Source organism: Actinokineospora auranticolor (assembly GCF_002934265.1).
Classification (GTDB): Bacteria; Actinomycetota; Actinomycetes; order Mycobacteriales; family Pseudonocardiaceae; genus Actinokineospora; species Actinokineospora auranticolor.
The window spans coordinates 47,897-65,473 of record NZ_PTIX01000024.1 but is presented as its reverse complement, the minus strand read 5'-3'; the positions used below and the strand labels follow the sequence as shown (position 1 = coordinate 65,473).

Sequence of the window (17,577 nt, the reverse complement as noted above, 5' to 3'; positions counted from 1 at the left end):
CGGCCGCGCTGTGTCCCGACCACCCCGCTCACCCCCGGGCCACGGCCCGGGGGCGCGTCCCACACCGGCGATCGAGGAGTCGACATCAAAGCACTGACCTGGCAGGGCAACGAGAAGGTCGAGGTCACCGAGGTCCCCGACCCGCGCATCGAGCAGCCCAACGACGCCATCATCCGCGTGACCTCCACCGCCATCTGCGGCTCCGACCTGCACCTCTACGGGGTCCTCGGCCCTTACCTCTCTCCCGGGGACGTGCTGGGGCACGAGGCCATGGGCGTTGTCGAAGAGGTCGGTCCGGAAGCGGCCGGGCACCTGTCGTTCGGGGACCGGGTCGTGGTGCCGTTCAACATCTCCTGCGGGCACTGCTGGATGTGCGGTCGGGGTTTGTTCGCGCAGTGCGAGACCACCCAGGTGCGCGTGGAGGGCAAGGGAGCGAGCCTGTTCGGGTACACCTCCCTCTACGGGTCCGTCCCCGGTGGACAGGCGGAGTACCTTCGGGTGCCGCAGGCCCAGTTCGGGCCGATCAAGATCCCCCACGGCACACCCGATGAGCAGTTCCTCTTCCTGTCCGACATCCTGCCCACCGCGTGGCAGGCCGTGCGCTACGCCGACGTGCCCGATGGTGGATCGGTTGCCGTGCTGGGCCTCGGTCCCGTCGGGCAGTTCGCGGCCCGCATCGCCAAGCACCTCGGGGCGTCCCGCGTCATCGGGGTCGACCGCGTGCCGGAGCGACTGGCCCTGGCCGCCAGGCACGGCGCCGAGACGGTGGACCTCGACGAGGTGGACGACGTCGCCGCCGCCCTGATCGAGATGGTGGACGGGCGCGGTCCGGACGCGACCATCGACGCCGTGGGTATGGAGGCGCACGGTGGTCGACTGGTGGCGCTGGCGCAGAAGGCCACCGGGTTGCTCCCGGACGCCATCGCCCAGAAGGTCACCGACAGGGTGGCCGTGGACCGGCTCGATGCCCTGCGCGCTGCCCTCAAGGGCGTGCGGCGCGCCGGCACCGTGTCCGTGTCCGGTGTGTACGGTGGCGAGGTCGACCCGTTGCCGGTGATGGAGATGTTCGACCGGGGCATCCAGTTGCGGATGGGCCAAGCGCACGTGCGCAGGTGGACCGACGAGATCCTGCCCTTGGTCCTCGACCCCGCCGATCCACTGGGCACCCTCGACCTCACCACGCACCGCCTGCCGCTGGACGACGCGGTGGCGGGTTACGAGATGTTCCGCGACAAGCGCGACGGCTGCGTGAAAGTGGTATTGGCACCGTGACCGCCCGGGTCGTGCTCGTCGTCGGTGCCAGCAGCGGCATCGGTTTGGCCTCGGCCGTCGCCTTCGCCGAGGGCGGTGATCACCTGGTGTTGGTCTCGCGCAGCGCCGACGCCCTCACCGTCGCCACGGCCGCTTGCCGGGACGCGGGTGCAGCCCACGTGGACGCCGTCCCCGACGACATCGCCGACCCGGGCGCTGCCGGTCGAATCGTCGCCCGAGTGCTTGAACGCCACGGGCGCTTGGACGTCGTCGTGCACACCGCGACGGTGATGGGTTACGGCACCGTGGAGACGATGCCCGCGGACGTCTTCACCACCATCGTCGACACCGCCGTGCATGGCACCCTGTATCTGGCGCGTGCGGTTCTGCCCGTCATGCGGCGCGCGGGAAAGGGCACGTTCATCGGCGTCAACTCGTTGCTCGGCTCCGTCACCGTGCCCGGCATGGGTGCCTATTCGACCGCGAAATGGGGCCAGCGCGCCGTGTTGCGCACCCTCCAGCAGGAGACGCGCGACGCGCCCCGGGTGAACGTCTGCATCGTCAGTCCGGGCAGCACCAACACCCCCGTCTACTACCAAGGCGCGAACTACACCGGACGGGAAGCACGTCCGCCGTGGCCCGTCCTCTCCCCGGAGCGGGTGGCCTCGGCCGTCGTCAAACTGGCGGACAAGCCGCGCAAGCACGTCTCGGCGGCGGTCGGGCCTGCCAACCCGCTCATCATCGCGGGCTTCCGCTTCCTGCCGTTCCTCTTCGACCTCCTGGTCAACCCGCTGTTCCGCCTGGCGGCCCTGACGCGAGAGGGGCGGCAGGCGTCACCGGGCAACGTCCACGAACCCGTCCCGGGGCAAGAACGCGTCCACGGGCGCTGGCCCGAACCCGAGCGCGGATCACGTCGGACCCGCTGAGGCCACGACCGCTGCTTGGCGAACTTTGCCCAAGTAGCGGTCAGTCGCGCCGGTGGCGACTCACGGCCTCGTCCGATGGGAACCATTCCACATGCCGGCACTCTTCGACGCCCCACCGGCAGCCTGGCCGTGCTGCCGCGATTTCGCTGTCCACACCCTCGTCCGCCTGGGTGACCCGACCCGCGCGGAGCGGCGGCCAGGCGACCCCCACACTCGCCTGGCCGCCGGAGGCCGATCCTTGTCCGCGTGGCCGCCAACGCGGCGTGCGGGGATGGCCTCCCGCAGCCGGTTCGGCCGGGTTCAGCGCGGTCCGGGCGTCCTCCCACGCCCGGACCGCTGCCGTCCCCGGTTCGCTTCGGCTCTCGCCGTGGTCGCGACCGGTGGGTCAGGTCGGCGAGCCCCGCACCGATCGGTGTCGGTGCGCTACCGCAGCTTGTAGGCCCGGATGACCGTCTGCTTCACCGTGCTGCCCCGGGAGTCCTCCGCGGCGGCCCGCAGCGACACCGAACCGGCGCCCTTCGGGTGGTCGAGGACCACGAGCGATTTGGCGACGACCGGGGCCGCGGCCCAGGTCTTGCCCTCGTCGTAGGAGACCTCGACGGTCAGGGTCCTGGGGAGCTCGACCTGGCCGGTCTCCTTCTCCAGCGTGACCGGCAGGTAGTAGCGGCCAGCCGGAGCCGTGTCCGCCGCGTCGAGCACGCCCTTGAAGCGGACCGCGGAGACCGGGACGGCCTCGTTGTCCGGACCGGACCTGAACGTCCAGGTGGCGTCGACGTGCGTGGCCAGGTCGTAGCCCCGGTCGCGGTCGGCGGTCGCGGCCACCGTGTAGGTGCCGGAGCCGTCGCCGACGGGGAACCGGCTCAGGCCACCCCCGGGGTTCTCACCGATGCGCGTGCCGTCCTTCGACAGCGTTGTCGCGCCCGTGTAGTCGCTGGACCCCCAGTTGCCCGCACCGTCGCCGAAAAGCCCGGGGTACACCAGGAGGGTGCCCTGGGACCGGGTGATCCCGAACCGGGGACCGGATTGCGCGGTCGGGCCGACGATCCCCGCGTTCATCCGACGCTGGGTGGTCGTGCCCGGCGTCAGCTTGAGCAGCGGTGTCCAGTACTCCCTCGGCAGCCGACCACCGAGGTAGGCGTAGGTCGCCCACAGCACGCCACCGTCGGTGTTGGCGAACTGCGTGGTCCCGGTGACCGCGGCGGGGACGACGGTCTGGACCCCGGACGACACGACGCCGGGGACCGAGGCGTACGGACTGACGGAAGGGGAGGAGTCCGGGGCCGCGTTCGCGAACGTGGTCTTCACCGTGGCGATGTCCGTCGCGCGGGGGTGCCTGGTCAGCCCGGTCGGGTAGTCGCCGGGGAAGGCGTAGAACAGGTCGTAGAAGCCCTTGTCCGAGGTGTACGTGCCCTCGACGAACGAGGCCGCCGGGGGGTTCTGGGGGTTCGGGCCGATCCTGGCGGTGCGGATCCTGCTGAAGTCGTCGACCGTCGTGTACGTGCCGTAGTCGCCGCGTGCCGTCTTCCCGGTCAGCCCGACCGTGCCCCCGACCTGGGTCGCGCCCGCGTCGGGCGGCCGAACGTCGATCGGCTTGGCGGTGCGGCTGTCGGCGACGATCTCGGTGTCGGCGGTGAGGTCGAGCGCCGGGTACACGACCGTCTGCACGGTGTTGGTCGGTGAGTCGACCAGGAACGCGTCGAACTCGTACTTGCCCCTGGGCAGGCGCAGGGTGAACACGCCGGTCGGGTCGCCGCCGCTGTAGACGCCCACGCCGTCGTAGTTGAACAGGTTCGCTCCCGCGTTGGCGGTCGGCTTGCCGTCGAGGCCGATCAGGGTCACCTTCACCGAGTAGCTCTCGACTTCGCGGTCGACGCCGATCGCGGTCCGGGTGGTCTGACCGCCGCCGGTGGCGACGATCGCGCCGCCGAAGAGCCCGTCAGCCGTGCCGACCCGCGTGTCGACGGTGGCCGTGGCCGCCGCCGTGCCGCCCGGGGGAACGGTGAGCCGCGCCGGGCTGACCGTGAACAGGCCCGCCGGGGCGGGCTTGCCGTCCGGGCCGAGGACGTCCGCGGTCAGGGTCAGGGTGACCGGCGCGGTCCCGCTGTTGCAGTAGGTGATCGCCCGGGCGACCGGGGTGTCGTCGGTGTGCGGCCACCGGGCGGTCGGCACGCTGACCGAGGCGGGCTCGGTGGTGACGGTCGCCGCCAGCGCCGCGGACACGTCGACGCGGCCTGCGCCCTGGGCGAACCCGTCCAGGCCCGGGGCGGGCCGGGCGGAGGCGGTCAGCGCCGCCTTGAGCTGCTGACCGGTCCAGTCCGGGTGCCGCTGCTTGAGCAGGGCGGCCGACCCGGTCACGTGCGGTGTGGCCATCGAGGTGCCGGACAGGGCGATGTAGCCGTCTTCGGCCGGGTCGCCGATGGTCGCCTGGGCGGCCTTGGCCGCGACGATGTTCTCGCCGGGCGCGGTGATGTCCGGCTTGAGGGCACCGTCGATGCGGGGCCCGCGGCTGGAGAACGACGAGAGCTTGTCCTCACGGCCCACCGAGCCGACGGTCAGTGCGGCGTCGGCGCTGCCGGGGGAGTCGATCGTCCGCGCCGCGCCGTTGTTGCCCGCGGCGACGACGAAGAGCTTGCCGGTACTGGCCGAGAGCCGGTTGACGGCCTCCTCCACCGGGTCGATCCCCGGGGTGTCCGCGCCGCCGAGGCTCAGGTTGACCACGTCCGCGCCCTGCGCCGTGGCCCACTCCATGCCCGCCACGATCCAGGACTGCAAGCCGTAGCCGTGGTCGTCGAGGACCTTGCCGTCGAGGATCCGCGCCCCGGACGCGATGCCCCGGTACTTGGCGCCGGTGCCCGCGATGATCGAGGCGACGTGCGTGCCGTGCCCGACCCGGTCGACGTTGTCCGCGCTGTCGGTGAAGTTGTGCTCGCCGATCTCCTGGCCCGCCAGGTCGGGGTGGGTCTGGTCGACGCCGGTGTCGAGGACCGCGACCGTCACGCCCCGCCCGGTCACCCCCGCCTGCCACGCCTGTGGTGCGCCGATCTGCGCGGCGCTGCGGTCGAGGCCCGCGGTCACCTTGCCGTCCAGCCACACCTTCCCGGTCGAGGCCAGCGCGTGCCAGGAACCCGCGAGGGCGGACTTCTCCGCGCTGAGCGCGCGGGCACCCACGGCGGGTAGGTCACGTGTGGCGCGCACCCCCGCCATCGCGGCGCGAGGCGCCGGTCCGGTCGCGATCAGCGGCAGGTCGCCGCGCCGGTTGTCGTAGCCCTGGTCGAGCAGGCCGGTGACGTCGAACAGCCGCGGGTCGAGCCTGCCCGCCGACAGCAGCCCCTGCGCGTCCGCCGGGATGACGTGCAGGTGACCGTTCTCGGTGAAGACCCGGAACGCGACGCCTTCGCGCCCGGCGGCGGCCCGCACCACCGGCCGCGCGCCGGGAGCGGACAGTTGTACCTGGTCACCGCTGAGGAGAGTCACGGTGTGAGCCAGGTCGGACGAGCCACCCACCGCCACCGCGGGTGCCGAGGCGGCGGGCAGGCCCGTGGACAAGAGTGTCACCGCGGTGCTGGCGATGACCACATGCGTGCGCCTTCGCACGAATACCTCCGGTCGTGAGCGGGCGACAGCAGAGGACCCGAAAGCCGGTTCCCCCCATGCCGGACCCCGATGGCGGAAGAGCCGTCCACCGCGTGGACAGTCTGCGATCCGCCCACCAACGGCACGCACCAGTGCGCCGCGAGGTTGCCCCGACCGACGAAATGATCGGCTTCTGCCTGTAGGCGGCCCTGCGGCCAGGGCCGTTGGGGCACAGCACAACCAGCACATCGACATCCGAACTCGTGATGGGTCCGCCACAGCTCGGCGCCGGTTTTCCGCTCCAGCACGACGGTCTCGGAGTCGTGGGAGATCAGCACGACGTCGTCGACGAGTCGGACCCGCTTGGTGGTGGTCCCCGGGCTCACCCAGAGTTGACGGCCGTCGGCGGGTCCAGGACGAGGTCGGGGACAGGTGCGCCGAGCGGCTTGCTCTTGACCAGGACCAACCCGCCCTCGACCCGGACGTCCCGACCGGGACCGACGGCACTGGGGACACCGTTGTCGCTGCGGCGTTCCCCCGATCACTCGAACAGATCAACACCGCAACCCGACGTGGAACTCGGGCAGCGCACCACGTCGGGAATCCGGATCTACTCGCGATGGCCGAGAACGGGGACGTAGCGGCCATTCTCGACGCCGGGTGTGATCATCGGGTATAGAGTGGCTCGGTGCACGGACGCATGTGGTTTGAGGGCAACCCGTGGTCGGAGGGCCATCGCATCAGGACTTTCGAGTGGGTCTGGGGACTGGACGAACAGGGTGCCCTCTGGTTCGATCCGCTCCTGATCACCAGGAACTACGACGCGGAGCGGATGCCGCCGGAACCGCCGGACAGCGACGACAAACGGGAATGGGACTCACCGGAGTTGTGGTCGGGCTACGTGGGCTGTCTGATGGAGCCCTTGGACTACCACGGCTTCCCCGTTGCCACCCCCGGCTCGCCGTTCAGCCTCACGGCCGCCGAACCCCGCGTGCTGACGCTCGACCCCCTGCCCGAGCCGCCGAATACCCGGCACGCGTTCCAATTGCAACTGCTCGGCCACGACACCTGCGCGGACCACCGCTTCGTCGTCACCCGCCAGCCGGACGGCCGTCACCGCATCGACTGGACGGCCCGCATCGCGTTGGTCTACGCGGGAGACGAGGAGTACAAGTACGCCTTCCGCGCCGAACTCCACGACTGCGTTCCCCTGCACGTGACCTACCCGTCGGAGATGAGGCCGGACGAGGCCCACGAGGCGCTCGCCGCAGTGGTGGACGTCCCAGAACGGTTCGTTCCCGCCGTGGCGCACACGCGGCCCGTGCTCAGCTACGCCAGACCGATCAGCGCACCTCCAGCACGCAGGTGGCCGTGGCGGTCACTGGGTGCACGCCGTCGTCCGCGTTCGGGGTGACCGCGTGAGGTTCCAGACCCGATGCACCGTGAGCGGACACCGTGCCCGGTCACACACCGCGGCCGGTGCGCTCCTGCAGCTCATCGATCAGCCGGGACGCCTCGGCCTTGGTCAACTCCTCGGCCACCTCAACCCCGGCTTCCTAGGCGAGGGTGTTCAGGTAGGACTCCTGCGGACCGGTCATCGGCTCGTCGCCGGTCGTCCAGTCGGCAGGGTCCTTCTCCGGGGTGCGCTCCGTCACGGCGTTGCTCCTCTCGTCTCGAACACGTGTGCAGATACCCCCGCCACGCTCGCCGCAAACGCGGGGTGTCCCCCTGACGGGTGCGGTGGACCTCGGCGCGCATGGCGAACAGTGCGCCGGCGTCGGCAGGGGTCGTCACGCAGACACCACCTCCGGCCGCCCACCACGACCGGCGAGGTTGGAGACGGTCAGGACCCCAGGAGAGTTGTCCGCCTGATTAGGACGGAGAGATCAACCGGGATTCGGTTGGTACAAAAGCACTTGCGCCAACGATGGGCAAGCCAACGGCGCGCGTGGGCCGAGTACACGGACCTGCTGCGGTCCCGGAAGCAAATGGTGATCACGAGGCCGGCAACGGGGAATCGAGGTGACCTTCGTCCGCGGTGCGGGTGATGATCCGGACGCGGAGGTCGTCCTCATCGTCGACGACGACCGCGTCCACATGATCTTCCTCGATCTCGACGGCAACCCCTGGTTCACCTGGCGACACCGCCAGTCGTTCGACCGCCTGCCAAATCGACAACGGCGGTCAACGCGACACACCAGCCTTGGCCGTGCTCGGCGACGCACTTCTCGCTATCAGTCGCGGAACCTGGTACGAGGCTTGACGACCGTCCCGCCATGGGGAGACGCCTCAGACCCGATGAGCTATCTGCCCGTGGTGCCCGCCGCGCGGCGGGCGCGGGTTTCCGGGTGATCAGCGGTCTTTCGATAAGGACCGGGAGCATTCCCGGCGTCGTCCGCGGACTTCCACGTCCCATGCCCGGGCAGGCTGGGCGCGGAGCCGAAGGAGTCGGCGCTCTGCCCGTAAGAACGAGCGCCGAATCGAGGTCCTCTGCCTAGACTGGCATGACACTGACCGCATCGACCGCCACGCCCTGAGCGCCACCACGGTGCAGACGGGCCGAGCGAGATCACATGGACAACGGCCACAGCCCCGATTGCATCCCGCGCCTTAGTCGACCCCCTGCTCGCCGTGCAGGCCGCGTACCAGCCCCAGTAGCTGCCCCCGGCCCACACGTTCGACCGGATCATCGACACCCGCGGCACCGAGTACGACCACCTGAGTGGTCACGACGAGCCGAAGTCCTACGAAGTCCATGACCGGCGTCACGATCCGGCTGACCGATGTCATGGTCGCTGGATCGAGAAAACGCTGGTCGTGCACGTGATCATCACTGGGAGCGAGGTGCGACCAAGACCTGGCCCGGAAACGGCGCTGTACCAACGAAAACAGCCCGACCCCTTCGGCATGGCGATTGGGGTCGGATCACGCTGCTCCCCACGTGCACCCCGAAACGATCAACGCCCCACCAACGTGATCCGCTGGCAGGGCGCTGACCTGCAAGTATAACCAGTGGGCGATACTGGGATCGAACCAGTGACCCCTTCGGTGTGAACTATGTACGGCATATCGCGTTGACCTGCGGAAATAGAATCTCCGCAGGTCAACGCCTGCTTATTTAGAGACGTTCAATGCAGTTCGGAGCTGTTCGGGAAGCAGTTCTGCTCCCCGTTTGCTCCCCGCAGTGCTCCCTGGTGCGAGTACGGTGCAACTGTCGGCCGTGTCTCTTGACGGCCGAGAGCGCTGCGGGGTTGAGCCGGGTTTCGATACCGCGGCGTTCGACGCCGTCCTCCCCGACTCCAGTATCGGGTCGCAAGAATCCACCGCACTGCACGCCAGCGAATGGTCGCGTCGAGCCGTTTGTCGGCATTATCCAGCGGGCACTCCCCGACCGCTCCTAATCGTCAACGAACTCCGCTGTGACCCAAACCGCAGTTTGGGCCGTTCAGTCGCGTTCTGGAGCCCCCAGGGGCTCCTACTCGCTCCGCCACGACCAGACGGCTCGGTATCGATGCCTGGCACGACCTCGATTCGCCGCCGACCAGTACTAGGAGGATTGATCACCGAGTACGAGCACGCTGCGACTCATTTCGCGGGTCAGAGTCATCGAGTCGGGTTTTGGAACCCCACAGGGCCTTGACCGCTCGACGGATGCGGGCGTTGACCGACTCGATGGCGTACGGTCCGGGCAGGGACAACCGCCGCGGCTACGCGTTGCGGCCGCAGGACCTCACCGCGGCCGACCGCATGCCGCGCACCGACTGGCCGTTCACGGTCGACGTGGCGGGACCTCCCGGCACGCCCCGCCGCCCGCTCCGACCCGTTCGCGGGAGGGGAGCCCATGACCGGTTCGCCCGTCACACGCAGCGGGAGGGGTCTGACTCGTCGGGCTTGTGGAAGTCCTTCTCACCCAAGTGCGTGAGGTGTGTGGAGAAGGCGCTGCCCCACCTCCCGTTCGTCAAGAATTCGTTGATGGCCCGGGTGAGTTCCTGGCACAGGGCGGTGCTGCCGTCGGGGATGCCGATGCCGTAGAACTCCTTGTCGTTGATCGGGTGATCGTCGTCCTCCCAGAACGCGGGGACCACCTTGCCGCCGGAGCGCGCGGCCGCGTACTCGGTGAGGATGCCCTGGTCCGTCATCACGCCGATGGTGTCGGTGTTCACGTCGGAGAAGGCGGCGAAGCACTCCGCCTGCGGCATCCGCCGGGCCTGGTGGTTGGAGTTCTCCTCTCCGGTCGTGCCGCTGCCCACGCACAGGTTCTCCGCCGGGATGCCCGGTTTTCCCCCGGTGACCTTGGCGCGCTTGGTGCTGTCTACGAGTACGCCAGAGCGGTCCCGGAAGTAGGGGCCTGCGAAGTCGATGGTCTGGTCGCGCTGCTGGCCCGGGTTCCGCGCGCTCTCACCGGACATCGAGAAGTTGGCGATGACCAGGTCCACCACCCCGTCGACGAGGGCGTTTTCGCGCTCGTTCGGTGCCAGTGGGTACCAGGAGATGTCGAAGTGGTACTTCTCGGCGAGGAAGGTCGCCAAGGCGGCGTCGAAACCGGTCGGGTGGTCCTTGGGTTCGCTCCACCCGGGCAGGGTGCCGTTGATGCCGATCACGACGGTGCCGGACAGGTAGCGCGCGGGCGAGTCGACCACCTGCGTCACCGCCACGAGGGAACCCGCGCCCACGGCCGCCGCGGCCAGCAGCGGGAGGAGGCGCTTCACCGGGCCCACCGCGCGGTCGTCACCGCTGTGAGGTAGCCCAGGACGGAACTGGGGAGCGCGGTCGCCGCCGCTTCCCAGAGCGGTGACCCGGTCGACCACAGCACGAGCGTCCCGGCCACGAGTATCACCGCGGCGGCGGTCCACCACCACCGATCGGCCCACGGGAAGTCCCTGCGCGGTCGCTTCGGTGCGATCGTGTTGCCGCCCGTCCCCGTCCCCTGGAAGAGCTTCAGCAGGCGCAGGGCTTCCTCGGACACGATCTTGCTGTCGTCGGTGGCGAGCTTGCTCACGTGGAACCGGACCTGGTCGTGCACGACCTGGCCACCGGTGTGGTGCAGCGCCGCCAACCTGCGCAACGCCTCCAAGCGCTCGGTGTTGGTGGAGCTGGCCATCAGCGCCAACACGTCGTCCGAGATGGCCGTGTGCGGTTCCTTCACCCGGTTTCGCACCACGGCGAGGCCGTCGATGGTGTCGCTGAGGTTGTGGCTCGGCCTCGGCAGGCCGTCCGCCTCCAGCCTGCGCTTGAGCAGGGGGAAGACCCGGGAAAGCGAGAGCAGCTCCCCGTACCCCGCGACGCCCCGGTCGAGCAACTCCAGCAGTGCACCGGTGAACGCCGTGTTGCGCTCCCCGGGCTTGGCCACCGCCCGGCTGTTCGGGTCCGCCGCGGCCAGGGTGTAGGCGCCGCCGATGTCGAACTGCTCGTCTGTGGGTCCCATCACCCCCTCGGGCAGGGCCAGGCCCGCGTGGCAGCAGTCGACGATGACGATGCGGTTCTGCGCCGGGCTGTCCCGCACTACCTCGCGGATGTCGTCGAAGGACAGCGCCTTGCGCCACCACCAGCTCGCCTGCATGTCGGTGCCGGGCAGGAGCAGCATCAGCTCACCGCTCGCGGGCTTCTTCGGCAGCGCGTGCGTGGCGATGTAGACCAGCAGCACGTCGCCCGCCTGCCCGGCGGCCTCGGCCAGGGTGTCCAGGATCTTGTCCGCGTCCTGCTCGTCGAGCAGGACCGTGCAGTTCGACCGGTCGAACCCGCCGATCTCGGAGTCGGTGAGGACGTCCACCAGGTCGGTGACGTTGTTGGCCACCGCGGGCAGGTCGTGCAGGTCCCCGCCGAAGGATGACGTGCCGATCAACACCACCTGGGAGCGCTCAGCGTTCGGCAGGCGCATCGCGCTCCCCGGCCGCGGCCAGCAGCAGCCGCGCGAGCCGCACCTCGTCGGTGGTTCGCTCGACCTCGACCTCCGTCACGGCCCCGGTCTCCGATGTCACCCGCAGAATCAGCTTCGCCCCCCGGTTCGCCGTCCGCACCGCCAGGTAGTTGCACACCGACCGCGCGATCATGGCCAGGGCGGGCACCGCCGCGGCGATGACGTACTCCGGCCCCATGCCGTCGCCGGGCACGGGCGGGCGATCCAGCCGGACGTGCGGCCGCAGGTCCCGCTCCCGCTCAAACCACGTCCACAGCTCATCGGTGTCCGCACCCGCCACCAACCCCACGCGCAACGCAGACTCCTCTCGGTTTGACTAGTGATCGAGTCTGCGCACGGACCGTTACAGGGCGACTCCACCATGGCCGTAAACCACCAGTCGGTGCTGCTCCGGTCAGTGGGGGAACACGGTTGCGCCAAGAGTTGAGTTTGTAGACTCAACCTTGTTCGCCAGGGCGAGGCGTTGGAGTGGGCAGGGGCGGCAGTCTTACGGTGCCGTTGACCTGCGGTTGGACGCAGTTGCAGGTCGTTGCGCTGCTCAGAGAGCCCTTATGTGTGAACCAAGGACGGCATGGTGCGCTGACCTGCGGAAACACAACTTCCGCAGGTCGGCGTGGCTCCGTTCAGAGTCGTTGGATGCAGTTCAGGGCCGCTGAGCGCGCTAGTCTGCTCCCCATTTGCTCCCGCGCTGCTCCCCGACCGCGGTTGTCACGTGCCGACTATGGCCGCTTGGGACTGTCCTGCGTGGAGCCGTACGCTGCCGCGGCGTGTTCGACGGCGGCGTAGGACACGCGTTCCTGTTCGAGTCGCACCGCACGGCCGAGGACGTCTTCGACCAGGTCGTTGTAGAGCGCGGCTTCGTCCAGCCACAGCGCGTCCAGGTAGCCGCTGACCGGGCTGGGCTCGTCGACCCAGTGGCTTTCATGCGCGAGGAGCGTGGCCCGGTCCATCAGCATCGACCGGCAGTGGCCGAAGATCTGGCGCACCCGGTTGAGGATCGCGAAGCCGTGGGTGTCGATGTCGCCCCAGTAGACGAGGTTCTTGCCGACCAGCCACCGCAATGGTTCCAGCCGGGAGGCGGCGTAGCCCTCGCCGAAGATCACGACAGCGTCCGGCACGGGCGGGAAGGCCAGGTAGCTGACCTCGTTCTCGACGACGAACACGGTGCGCGCCGTGGGCGGCCGGTCGGCCAGTTCGGGCACTCTGACGGCGAGTTCGCTGAAGCCGTCGCCGTCCGACAGCCGGCGGAACCGGACATACGCGGGTTTGGTGCGAAACTGGTACCGCCCGGCGAAGTCGGACGGTGGCCTGGTGCGGTCGACCCGGCGCTCCGGGAGTTGCCGGTCCAGCAACGCGGCCAGGATCGTGCGATGGCGCTCGATGAACTTGGTGTCGACGCCGGGCACGTCGACCTGCCGCAGATACATGTCGGGACGGGCGTGCGCGTCGATCCACCGCACGGTGTCGACCAGTCGGGTCCACCCGCCCTGGTGGCCGAGCACATCCATCGGCTTGACGACCATCCAGTCGGCGATCGCCGGCGCCCGTCGCCGGGTCGTGTCCAGCAGGCCCATGAAGGTCCGAACCTCGGCGTGGACGCCAAGCGCGGCCCACAACTGCTCGTAGGAGTCGACCCAGGCCCGAGCGGGTAGCTCGTTCGCGCCCAGGACACGGCCGCCGACCGTGCGCGTCTCGACCCGGAGATGCCGGACCCTGCGCCACTGGTCGATCCAGGCTCGCGCCTCGTCGAAGCGCGCGGCGGTGTCCTGTGCGCTCGGCCCGCGCAGGCCGACTGCCAGCGGCTCCCACGGGGCACCCGACGCGAGCCGGGACAGCAACTCGCCCCGGTCCCAACGTCGCCGCAGCCTGCTCACGACGTCACCGGGCACGGTCCAGGCGGAGGCTGCCGCCATCAGTCACCCCGTGCCGACGTGGACCCGAGGGCGTGCGCGAGCTGGCGGCGCTGGTACTCCTCAATAGTCAGGGTCTGCACCCGTGAGCAGTCACCGGTCTGGTTGTCCACGAATCCGACCGCCGCGACATAGGGCTCGATGACGTGGATCTTCTGCAACGGCGTGACGATGAGCAGTTGCAGGCCGAGGCGCCGGAACAGGTCGAGGGCGAACCGCGTCGACTCGTCCGAGCCCCGGCCGAACGCCTCGTCGATCACCACGAACCGGAACGTCTTCGACTTCGGCGCGCCCCAGTCGAGCTTGAACTGGTAGGCCAGCGACGCGGCCAGGATCGTATAGGCCAGCTTCTCCTTCTGGCCGCCCGACTTGCCGCCGGAATCGGTGTAGTTCTCGTGCTCGGTGTCGTCAGCCCGCCACCGCTCGGACGCGGCGAAGGTGAACCAGTTGCGCACGTCGGTGACCCGGCGGGTCCACAGCCGGTCGGGCTCGGTCTGGCCCTCCCGGCCCCGAAACCGCTCGATGAGCGCCTTGACCTGGAGGAACTTCTGCTCGGAGTACTGGTCCGACTCGTCGCCGTGCAGGGATCCGCTGGTGCAATCCCGCAGTTCCTTGCGGAAGTCGCGGATCTCGACGCTGACCGTGGGATGCGGTTCGAGCCGGATGAACCGGCCCGGGTTGTAGTCGATGTCCACCAGCGAGTCATTGATGGTCTCGATCCGCTGCTTGATCAGGTCGGCCTGCTTGGTCAGCTGGGAGTGGAACCCGGCGATGTCGCGGATGGTGTTGGTGTTGAGGTAGGTCTTGAACTCGGATTCGAACCGGGGCAGGTCATCCGAGGCGATCCGGTCGTGCAGGGCCCGGTACTCACCCGCGGACTGCACGGAGTTGTCGAAGTCCTCGGTCTCCAGCGGATACGCCTTGCGGAAGTCGCTCATCTTTCCGGTCGCCCGGTTCGCGACCTTGTTCTGCCGTCCGGTGAGTCGATCGATCTCCGTGGTGATGTCCTCGTTCACGTCGACGCGGCAGGTGTCGCAGTCCTCCGGGGTGGCCAGGCTTCTGGCTGCGACTCGCTTGTCCACCAAGGGAAAAGACGCCCGTGCGGACTCGCACGCGGGTTCGTCTAAGATGGTCTGTGTGTCGCGCAGTTGCCTCTCGGCGTCTTCGCGCTGGCCACTGAGCTTCCCGAGCCGCGTCTGCGCCGCACTCTGGGCGGTTTCCGCCTTCTTGATCTGTGCGCCGACGGCCGCCAGCTCCTGGGTGAGCTGTTTCAGCTCGTCCGACTGCTGTTCGAGGCCGCGCTTCTCGCCGTCGAGCTCGGCGATGCGGTTCACCGAGGACTGCCAGTCGATCTCGGTGAAGGAGCCGAACTCGGCCAGCAGGGTGAGCGTGGTGGCGAGCCGGCGCCTGCTCTCGAGGTCCTTGCCGACCCTGGCCGCCAGCCCGTCCAGCTCACGCCACCGGAGTTGCAGCCGGTTGGCCTGGTCGAGCAGCGTGTCCATCTTGGCCTGGTTGTCCCAGCCGAGCACGTAGTGACGGCGGTCGTCGATGCGACGGGCGTCGTCCTTCTCGTGCCGGCCGCGAGCGCCTTTGATCTGCCCGGCTTTGGTGATCGCCTTCGGGGCGCGCCGGAACTCAAGCATGGTGTCCACGCACTCGTAGTCGGCGCGGTGGGCCAGTTCGCGGTCCAGCCAGTCCGAGAACGGCGACTCCTTGATCTCCAGCTTGGTGCGCAGGGACCGCTCGGTCAGCGGGGAGGGCGCGGTCGGGCCCTGACGTCGGGGCACCCGGTAGTAGACGAGTTTGATGCCGAGGTGGCGGTCGTTAATCCAGTCGGACACCGCGTCGTAGTGATCGCTGCCCACCAGCATGGACAGGCCGAAGCCGTGCAGCAGCCGCTCGGCCGCGCCTTCCCACTCCGCGCAGTCGGCGCGCACCTGGATGAGCTCGCCGGTGAACGGGAGCGCGGCCGGGTCGACGTTCAGCTCCGCGCACAGCATCTCCCGCACGTCCAGACTGCGTTTGGGGATGTTGCTGCGCCGTTCGCGCAGGCTGAGCAGCTCCGCGTCCAGCTCCCTGGTCTCACCGTCGAGTTCCCTCCGCTCGACCGTGAGATCGGTGAGCTGGTTCTGGAGCTCGGCCTGCGCCTGGTCCAGGGAGCCTGCCAGGTCCGCGATGTCGCGCTGCCGGGCGGTGAACTGGGCGGGCTCGGTCACGGCGGGCAACGCCGCCGACGCCAGCAACTCGTGGTAACGGGCGTGCCGTACCTGCCGGCGGTCGCGTTCCTGCTCCTCGGTCGCGATGTCGGCTTCGAGTTGGGCGATGCGGTCGCCACCGGAGCCCGCGCGTCGCACGGTGAGGTCCGTTTCCTTACGGCGCAACCGATCGAGTTCGCCTTTCGTCGAATCCAGTTCGGTCTGATGTGCGCCGATCTCGATGGTGAGCGCGGCGACCCGGGCGTCGAGCAACGTCGCCTTCCGGTCGGCGCAGTAGAACCGCAGTGCGTCGCGTTCGGCCTTGACCGCCCCGATCCGCCGGTCGAACTCGTCGTATGCGTCGCAGTCGGCGAGCAGCGGTTCGAGCTGGGTGAGCTGGGTACGGGCCTTGAGCACCGCCTCGTGCGCTCGGGTCAGGTCCTCGAAGTGGCGGACCAGCCGGTCGGTCCAGTCGGCGGCGTCGAACGGCTCCAGCATGTGCGAGCGGACGAAGTCGTTGAGGTTGCCGACCGACTTCATCGACACCGTCTGGTGGAACAGCTCCATCGCCTGCTCGGAGTCGACGCCCAGCCGCCGGCAGAAGTCCTTGCTGTAGGCGGGGAAATGGTCGTGGACGCGGACGCCCTGCTTACGCAGCCTGCGCTTGAGCGCCGCGATGTCCCCGCCGAACTCGGTGAAGTCACCCGCGATGGTGAGGCCGCGCTCCGCGGTGGCGAAGAAGCGGTCGGGCTGGCCGACGGAGGCGTCGCGGAACCAGAACACCTGCGCCAGCGTCACCGTCGAGTCGTAGCCGCGATTGACAAAGACGCCGAGGACAACCGAGAACGCACGCCGGTCCCGCAGTCCGACCGGCCGGGAGGCGCCGGTCGCCTCGTTGCGCTCGGCCTTGTAGTAGCCCAGGACGTAGGACCGCAGGTGTCGCTCCTTCGCCTCGGCGCCGGCTGCCTTGTTGTAGGAGATGCGGTGGGCGGGCAGCAGCAGCGTGGTGATCGCGTCCACGATGGTGGACTTGCCGGAGCCGATGTCGCCCGTCAGCAGGCTGTTGCGGCCCTCCGGGTGGAATGTCCACACCCGCTGGTCGAAGGTGCCCCAGTTGTACACCTCCAAGCGGTCGAGGCGATAGCCGGCGAGGTCGGCCCCCTCGGCGTCGAGACTGGGCACAGTGGACGGACCCGCCATCAGTCCTCGCCCTCCCCGTCTAGCAGTGCGGTGTAGTCGGCGAGCCGCTGGTCGAACTCGGACAGCCACTGTCCGTCGACGAACGCCTTGAGGATGCGCCGCACCTCGTACGCGACCTCCTGCCCGGTGATCCGCCGCAGGAACCCGAGCTCGACGATCTTGGTGAGGTGGGTGTCGATCTGATCGACCAGCCGCGCCTCGTTGCTGCTCTCGGGCAGGAACATGCGCACCATCTCGACCAGCTGCTCCCGGGTGAGGACCAGTCGTGTCTCCGCGCCGGAGGCGTCGAACTCCGCCAGCTTCTTACGCAGCAGCGCCAACACCAGGCTCACGTGGAAGGACAGAGCACGTCGTGGGATCAGCCGCGGCAGCGGCCCGTCCTCCTCGTCGTCCAACTTCGACCGCAGGAAGGCGTAACCCTCGGCCTCGTCGATCACAACGGTCAGCCCCATGACTCCGACGTAGTCACGCACCTGGGCCTGGAGCGGCAGCAGATGGCGCCACACCTTCTCGTGGCTGTCCGCGTAGACCACCCCCTTCATCAGGTGGGTGACGACCAGCGGCAGGTCGAGTTCGTCCCGGCGTATCGACGTGGTCACGCCCCC

12 protein-coding genes and 1 pseudogene are annotated in these 17,577 nt (G+C 69.2%); 4 read left to right on the top strand and 9 right to left on the bottom strand.

Features of this window, described 5'->3' with window-relative positions; translation table 11 throughout:
* The first annotated feature begins 84 nt into the window (after positions 1 to 84).
* On the top strand, positions 85 to 1,272 hold the full coding sequence (locus CLV40_RS30290) for a zinc-dependent alcohol dehydrogenase (protein ID WP_104482428.1): 1,188 nt from the start codon (positions 85 to 87) through the stop codon (positions 1,270 to 1,272).
* Positions 1,269 to 2,177, top strand: a complete 909-nt coding sequence (locus CLV40_RS30285; protein WP_219824151.1) for an SDR family NAD(P)-dependent oxidoreductase — start codon at positions 1,269 to 1,271, stop codon at positions 2,175 to 2,177. The genes CLV40_RS30290 and CLV40_RS30285 overlap by 4 nt, the downstream gene beginning before the upstream one ends.
* Before the next feature lie 423 nt (positions 2,178 to 2,600).
* Here the strand turns inward: CLV40_RS30285 and CLV40_RS30280 are convergent, their stop codons facing one another.
* The gene (locus CLV40_RS30280; protein WP_146108300.1) at positions 2,601 to 5,771 is read right to left on the bottom strand and encodes a S8 family serine peptidase; all 3,171 of its coding nucleotides are present in this window, start codon (positions 5,769 to 5,771) and stop codon (positions 2,601 to 2,603) included.
* A gap of 667 nt (positions 5,772 to 6,438) precedes the next feature.
* On the opposite strand from CLV40_RS30280, the gene CLV40_RS30275 reads away from it, so the two are divergent.
* Positions 6,439 to 7,164: a hypothetical protein gene (locus CLV40_RS30275; RefSeq protein WP_146108299.1), complete on the top strand. Its 726-nt coding sequence runs from the start codon at positions 6,439 to 6,441 to the stop codon at positions 7,162 to 7,164.
* Between the two features lie 49 nt (positions 7,165 to 7,213).
* Here CLV40_RS30275 and CLV40_RS30270 read toward each other — a convergent pair.
* Positions 7,214 to 7,405, bottom strand: a pseudogene (locus CLV40_RS30270) (DUF3072 domain-containing protein).
* Positions 7,406 to 7,772: 367 nt separating this feature from the next.
* Between CLV40_RS30270 and CLV40_RS37515 the strand changes: the two are divergent.
* Complete coding sequence (locus CLV40_RS37515; RefSeq protein ID WP_146108298.1) at positions 7,773 to 8,102, top strand: hypothetical protein; 330 nt, start codon at positions 7,773 to 7,775, stop codon at positions 8,100 to 8,102.
* Positions 8,103 to 8,360: 258 nt separating this feature from the next.
* Here the strand turns inward: CLV40_RS37515 and CLV40_RS30265 are convergent, their stop codons facing one another.
* The 7 genes from CLV40_RS30265 to CLV40_RS30235 form a co-directional block, all read right to left on the bottom strand.
* The gene (locus tag CLV40_RS30265; RefSeq protein WP_104482425.1) at positions 8,361 to 8,573 is read right to left on the bottom strand and encodes a hypothetical protein; all 213 of its coding nucleotides are present in this window, start codon (positions 8,571 to 8,573) and stop codon (positions 8,361 to 8,363) included.
* Positions 8,574 to 9,607: 1,034 nt separating this feature from the next.
* Positions 9,608 to 10,459 carry a transporter substrate-binding domain-containing protein gene (locus CLV40_RS38450; protein ID WP_181043828.1) on the bottom strand — a complete coding sequence of 284 codons (852 nt, stop codon included), beginning with the start codon at positions 10,457 to 10,459 and terminating at the stop codon, positions 9,608 to 9,610.
* Positions 10,456 to 11,628, bottom strand: a complete 1,173-nt coding sequence (locus CLV40_RS30255; protein WP_104482423.1) for a caspase family protein — start codon at positions 11,626 to 11,628, stop codon at positions 10,456 to 10,458. Before CLV40_RS30255 ends, CLV40_RS38450 begins: the two co-directional genes overlap by 4 nt.
* The gene (locus CLV40_RS30250) at positions 11,609 to 11,956 is read right to left on the bottom strand and encodes an effector-associated constant component EACC1 (protein WP_104482422.1); all 348 of its coding nucleotides are present in this window, start codon (positions 11,954 to 11,956) and stop codon (positions 11,609 to 11,611) included. The genes CLV40_RS30255 and CLV40_RS30250 overlap by 20 nt, the downstream gene beginning before the upstream one ends.
* 430 nt (positions 11,957 to 12,386) lie before the next feature.
* Positions 12,387 to 13,580, bottom strand: a complete 1,194-nt coding sequence (locus tag CLV40_RS30245; RefSeq protein WP_104482421.1) for a DUF3322 domain-containing protein — start codon at positions 13,578 to 13,580, stop codon at positions 12,387 to 12,389.
* Positions 13,580 to 16,972, bottom strand: a complete 3,393-nt coding sequence (locus CLV40_RS30240; RefSeq protein ID WP_104482420.1) for an ATP-binding protein — start codon at positions 16,970 to 16,972, stop codon at positions 13,580 to 13,582. The genes CLV40_RS30245 and CLV40_RS30240 overlap by 1 nt, the downstream gene beginning before the upstream one ends.
* Positions 16,972 to 17,571 carry a DUF4194 domain-containing protein gene (locus CLV40_RS30235; RefSeq protein WP_219824150.1) on the bottom strand — a complete coding sequence of 200 codons (600 nt, stop codon included), beginning with the start codon at positions 17,569 to 17,571 and terminating at the stop codon, positions 16,972 to 16,974. Before CLV40_RS30235 ends, CLV40_RS30240 begins: the two co-directional genes overlap by 1 nt.
* Positions 17,572 to 17,577: the final 6 nt, after the last annotated feature.

Excerpts from the sequence above, each read along its gene's own strand:
- CLV40_RS30255 (WP_104482423.1), bottom strand. The coding sequence starts at position 11,628 with ATGCGCCTGCCGAACGCTGAGCGCTCCCAGGTGGTGTTGATCGGCACG.
- CLV40_RS30240 (WP_104482420.1), bottom strand. The coding sequence starts at position 16,972 with ATGGCGGGTCCGTCCACTGTGCCCAGTCTCGACGCCGAGGGGGCCGAC.
- CLV40_RS30245 (WP_104482421.1), bottom strand. The coding sequence starts at position 13,580 with ATGGCGGCAGCCTCCGCCTGGACCGTGCCCGGTGACGTCGTGAGCAGG.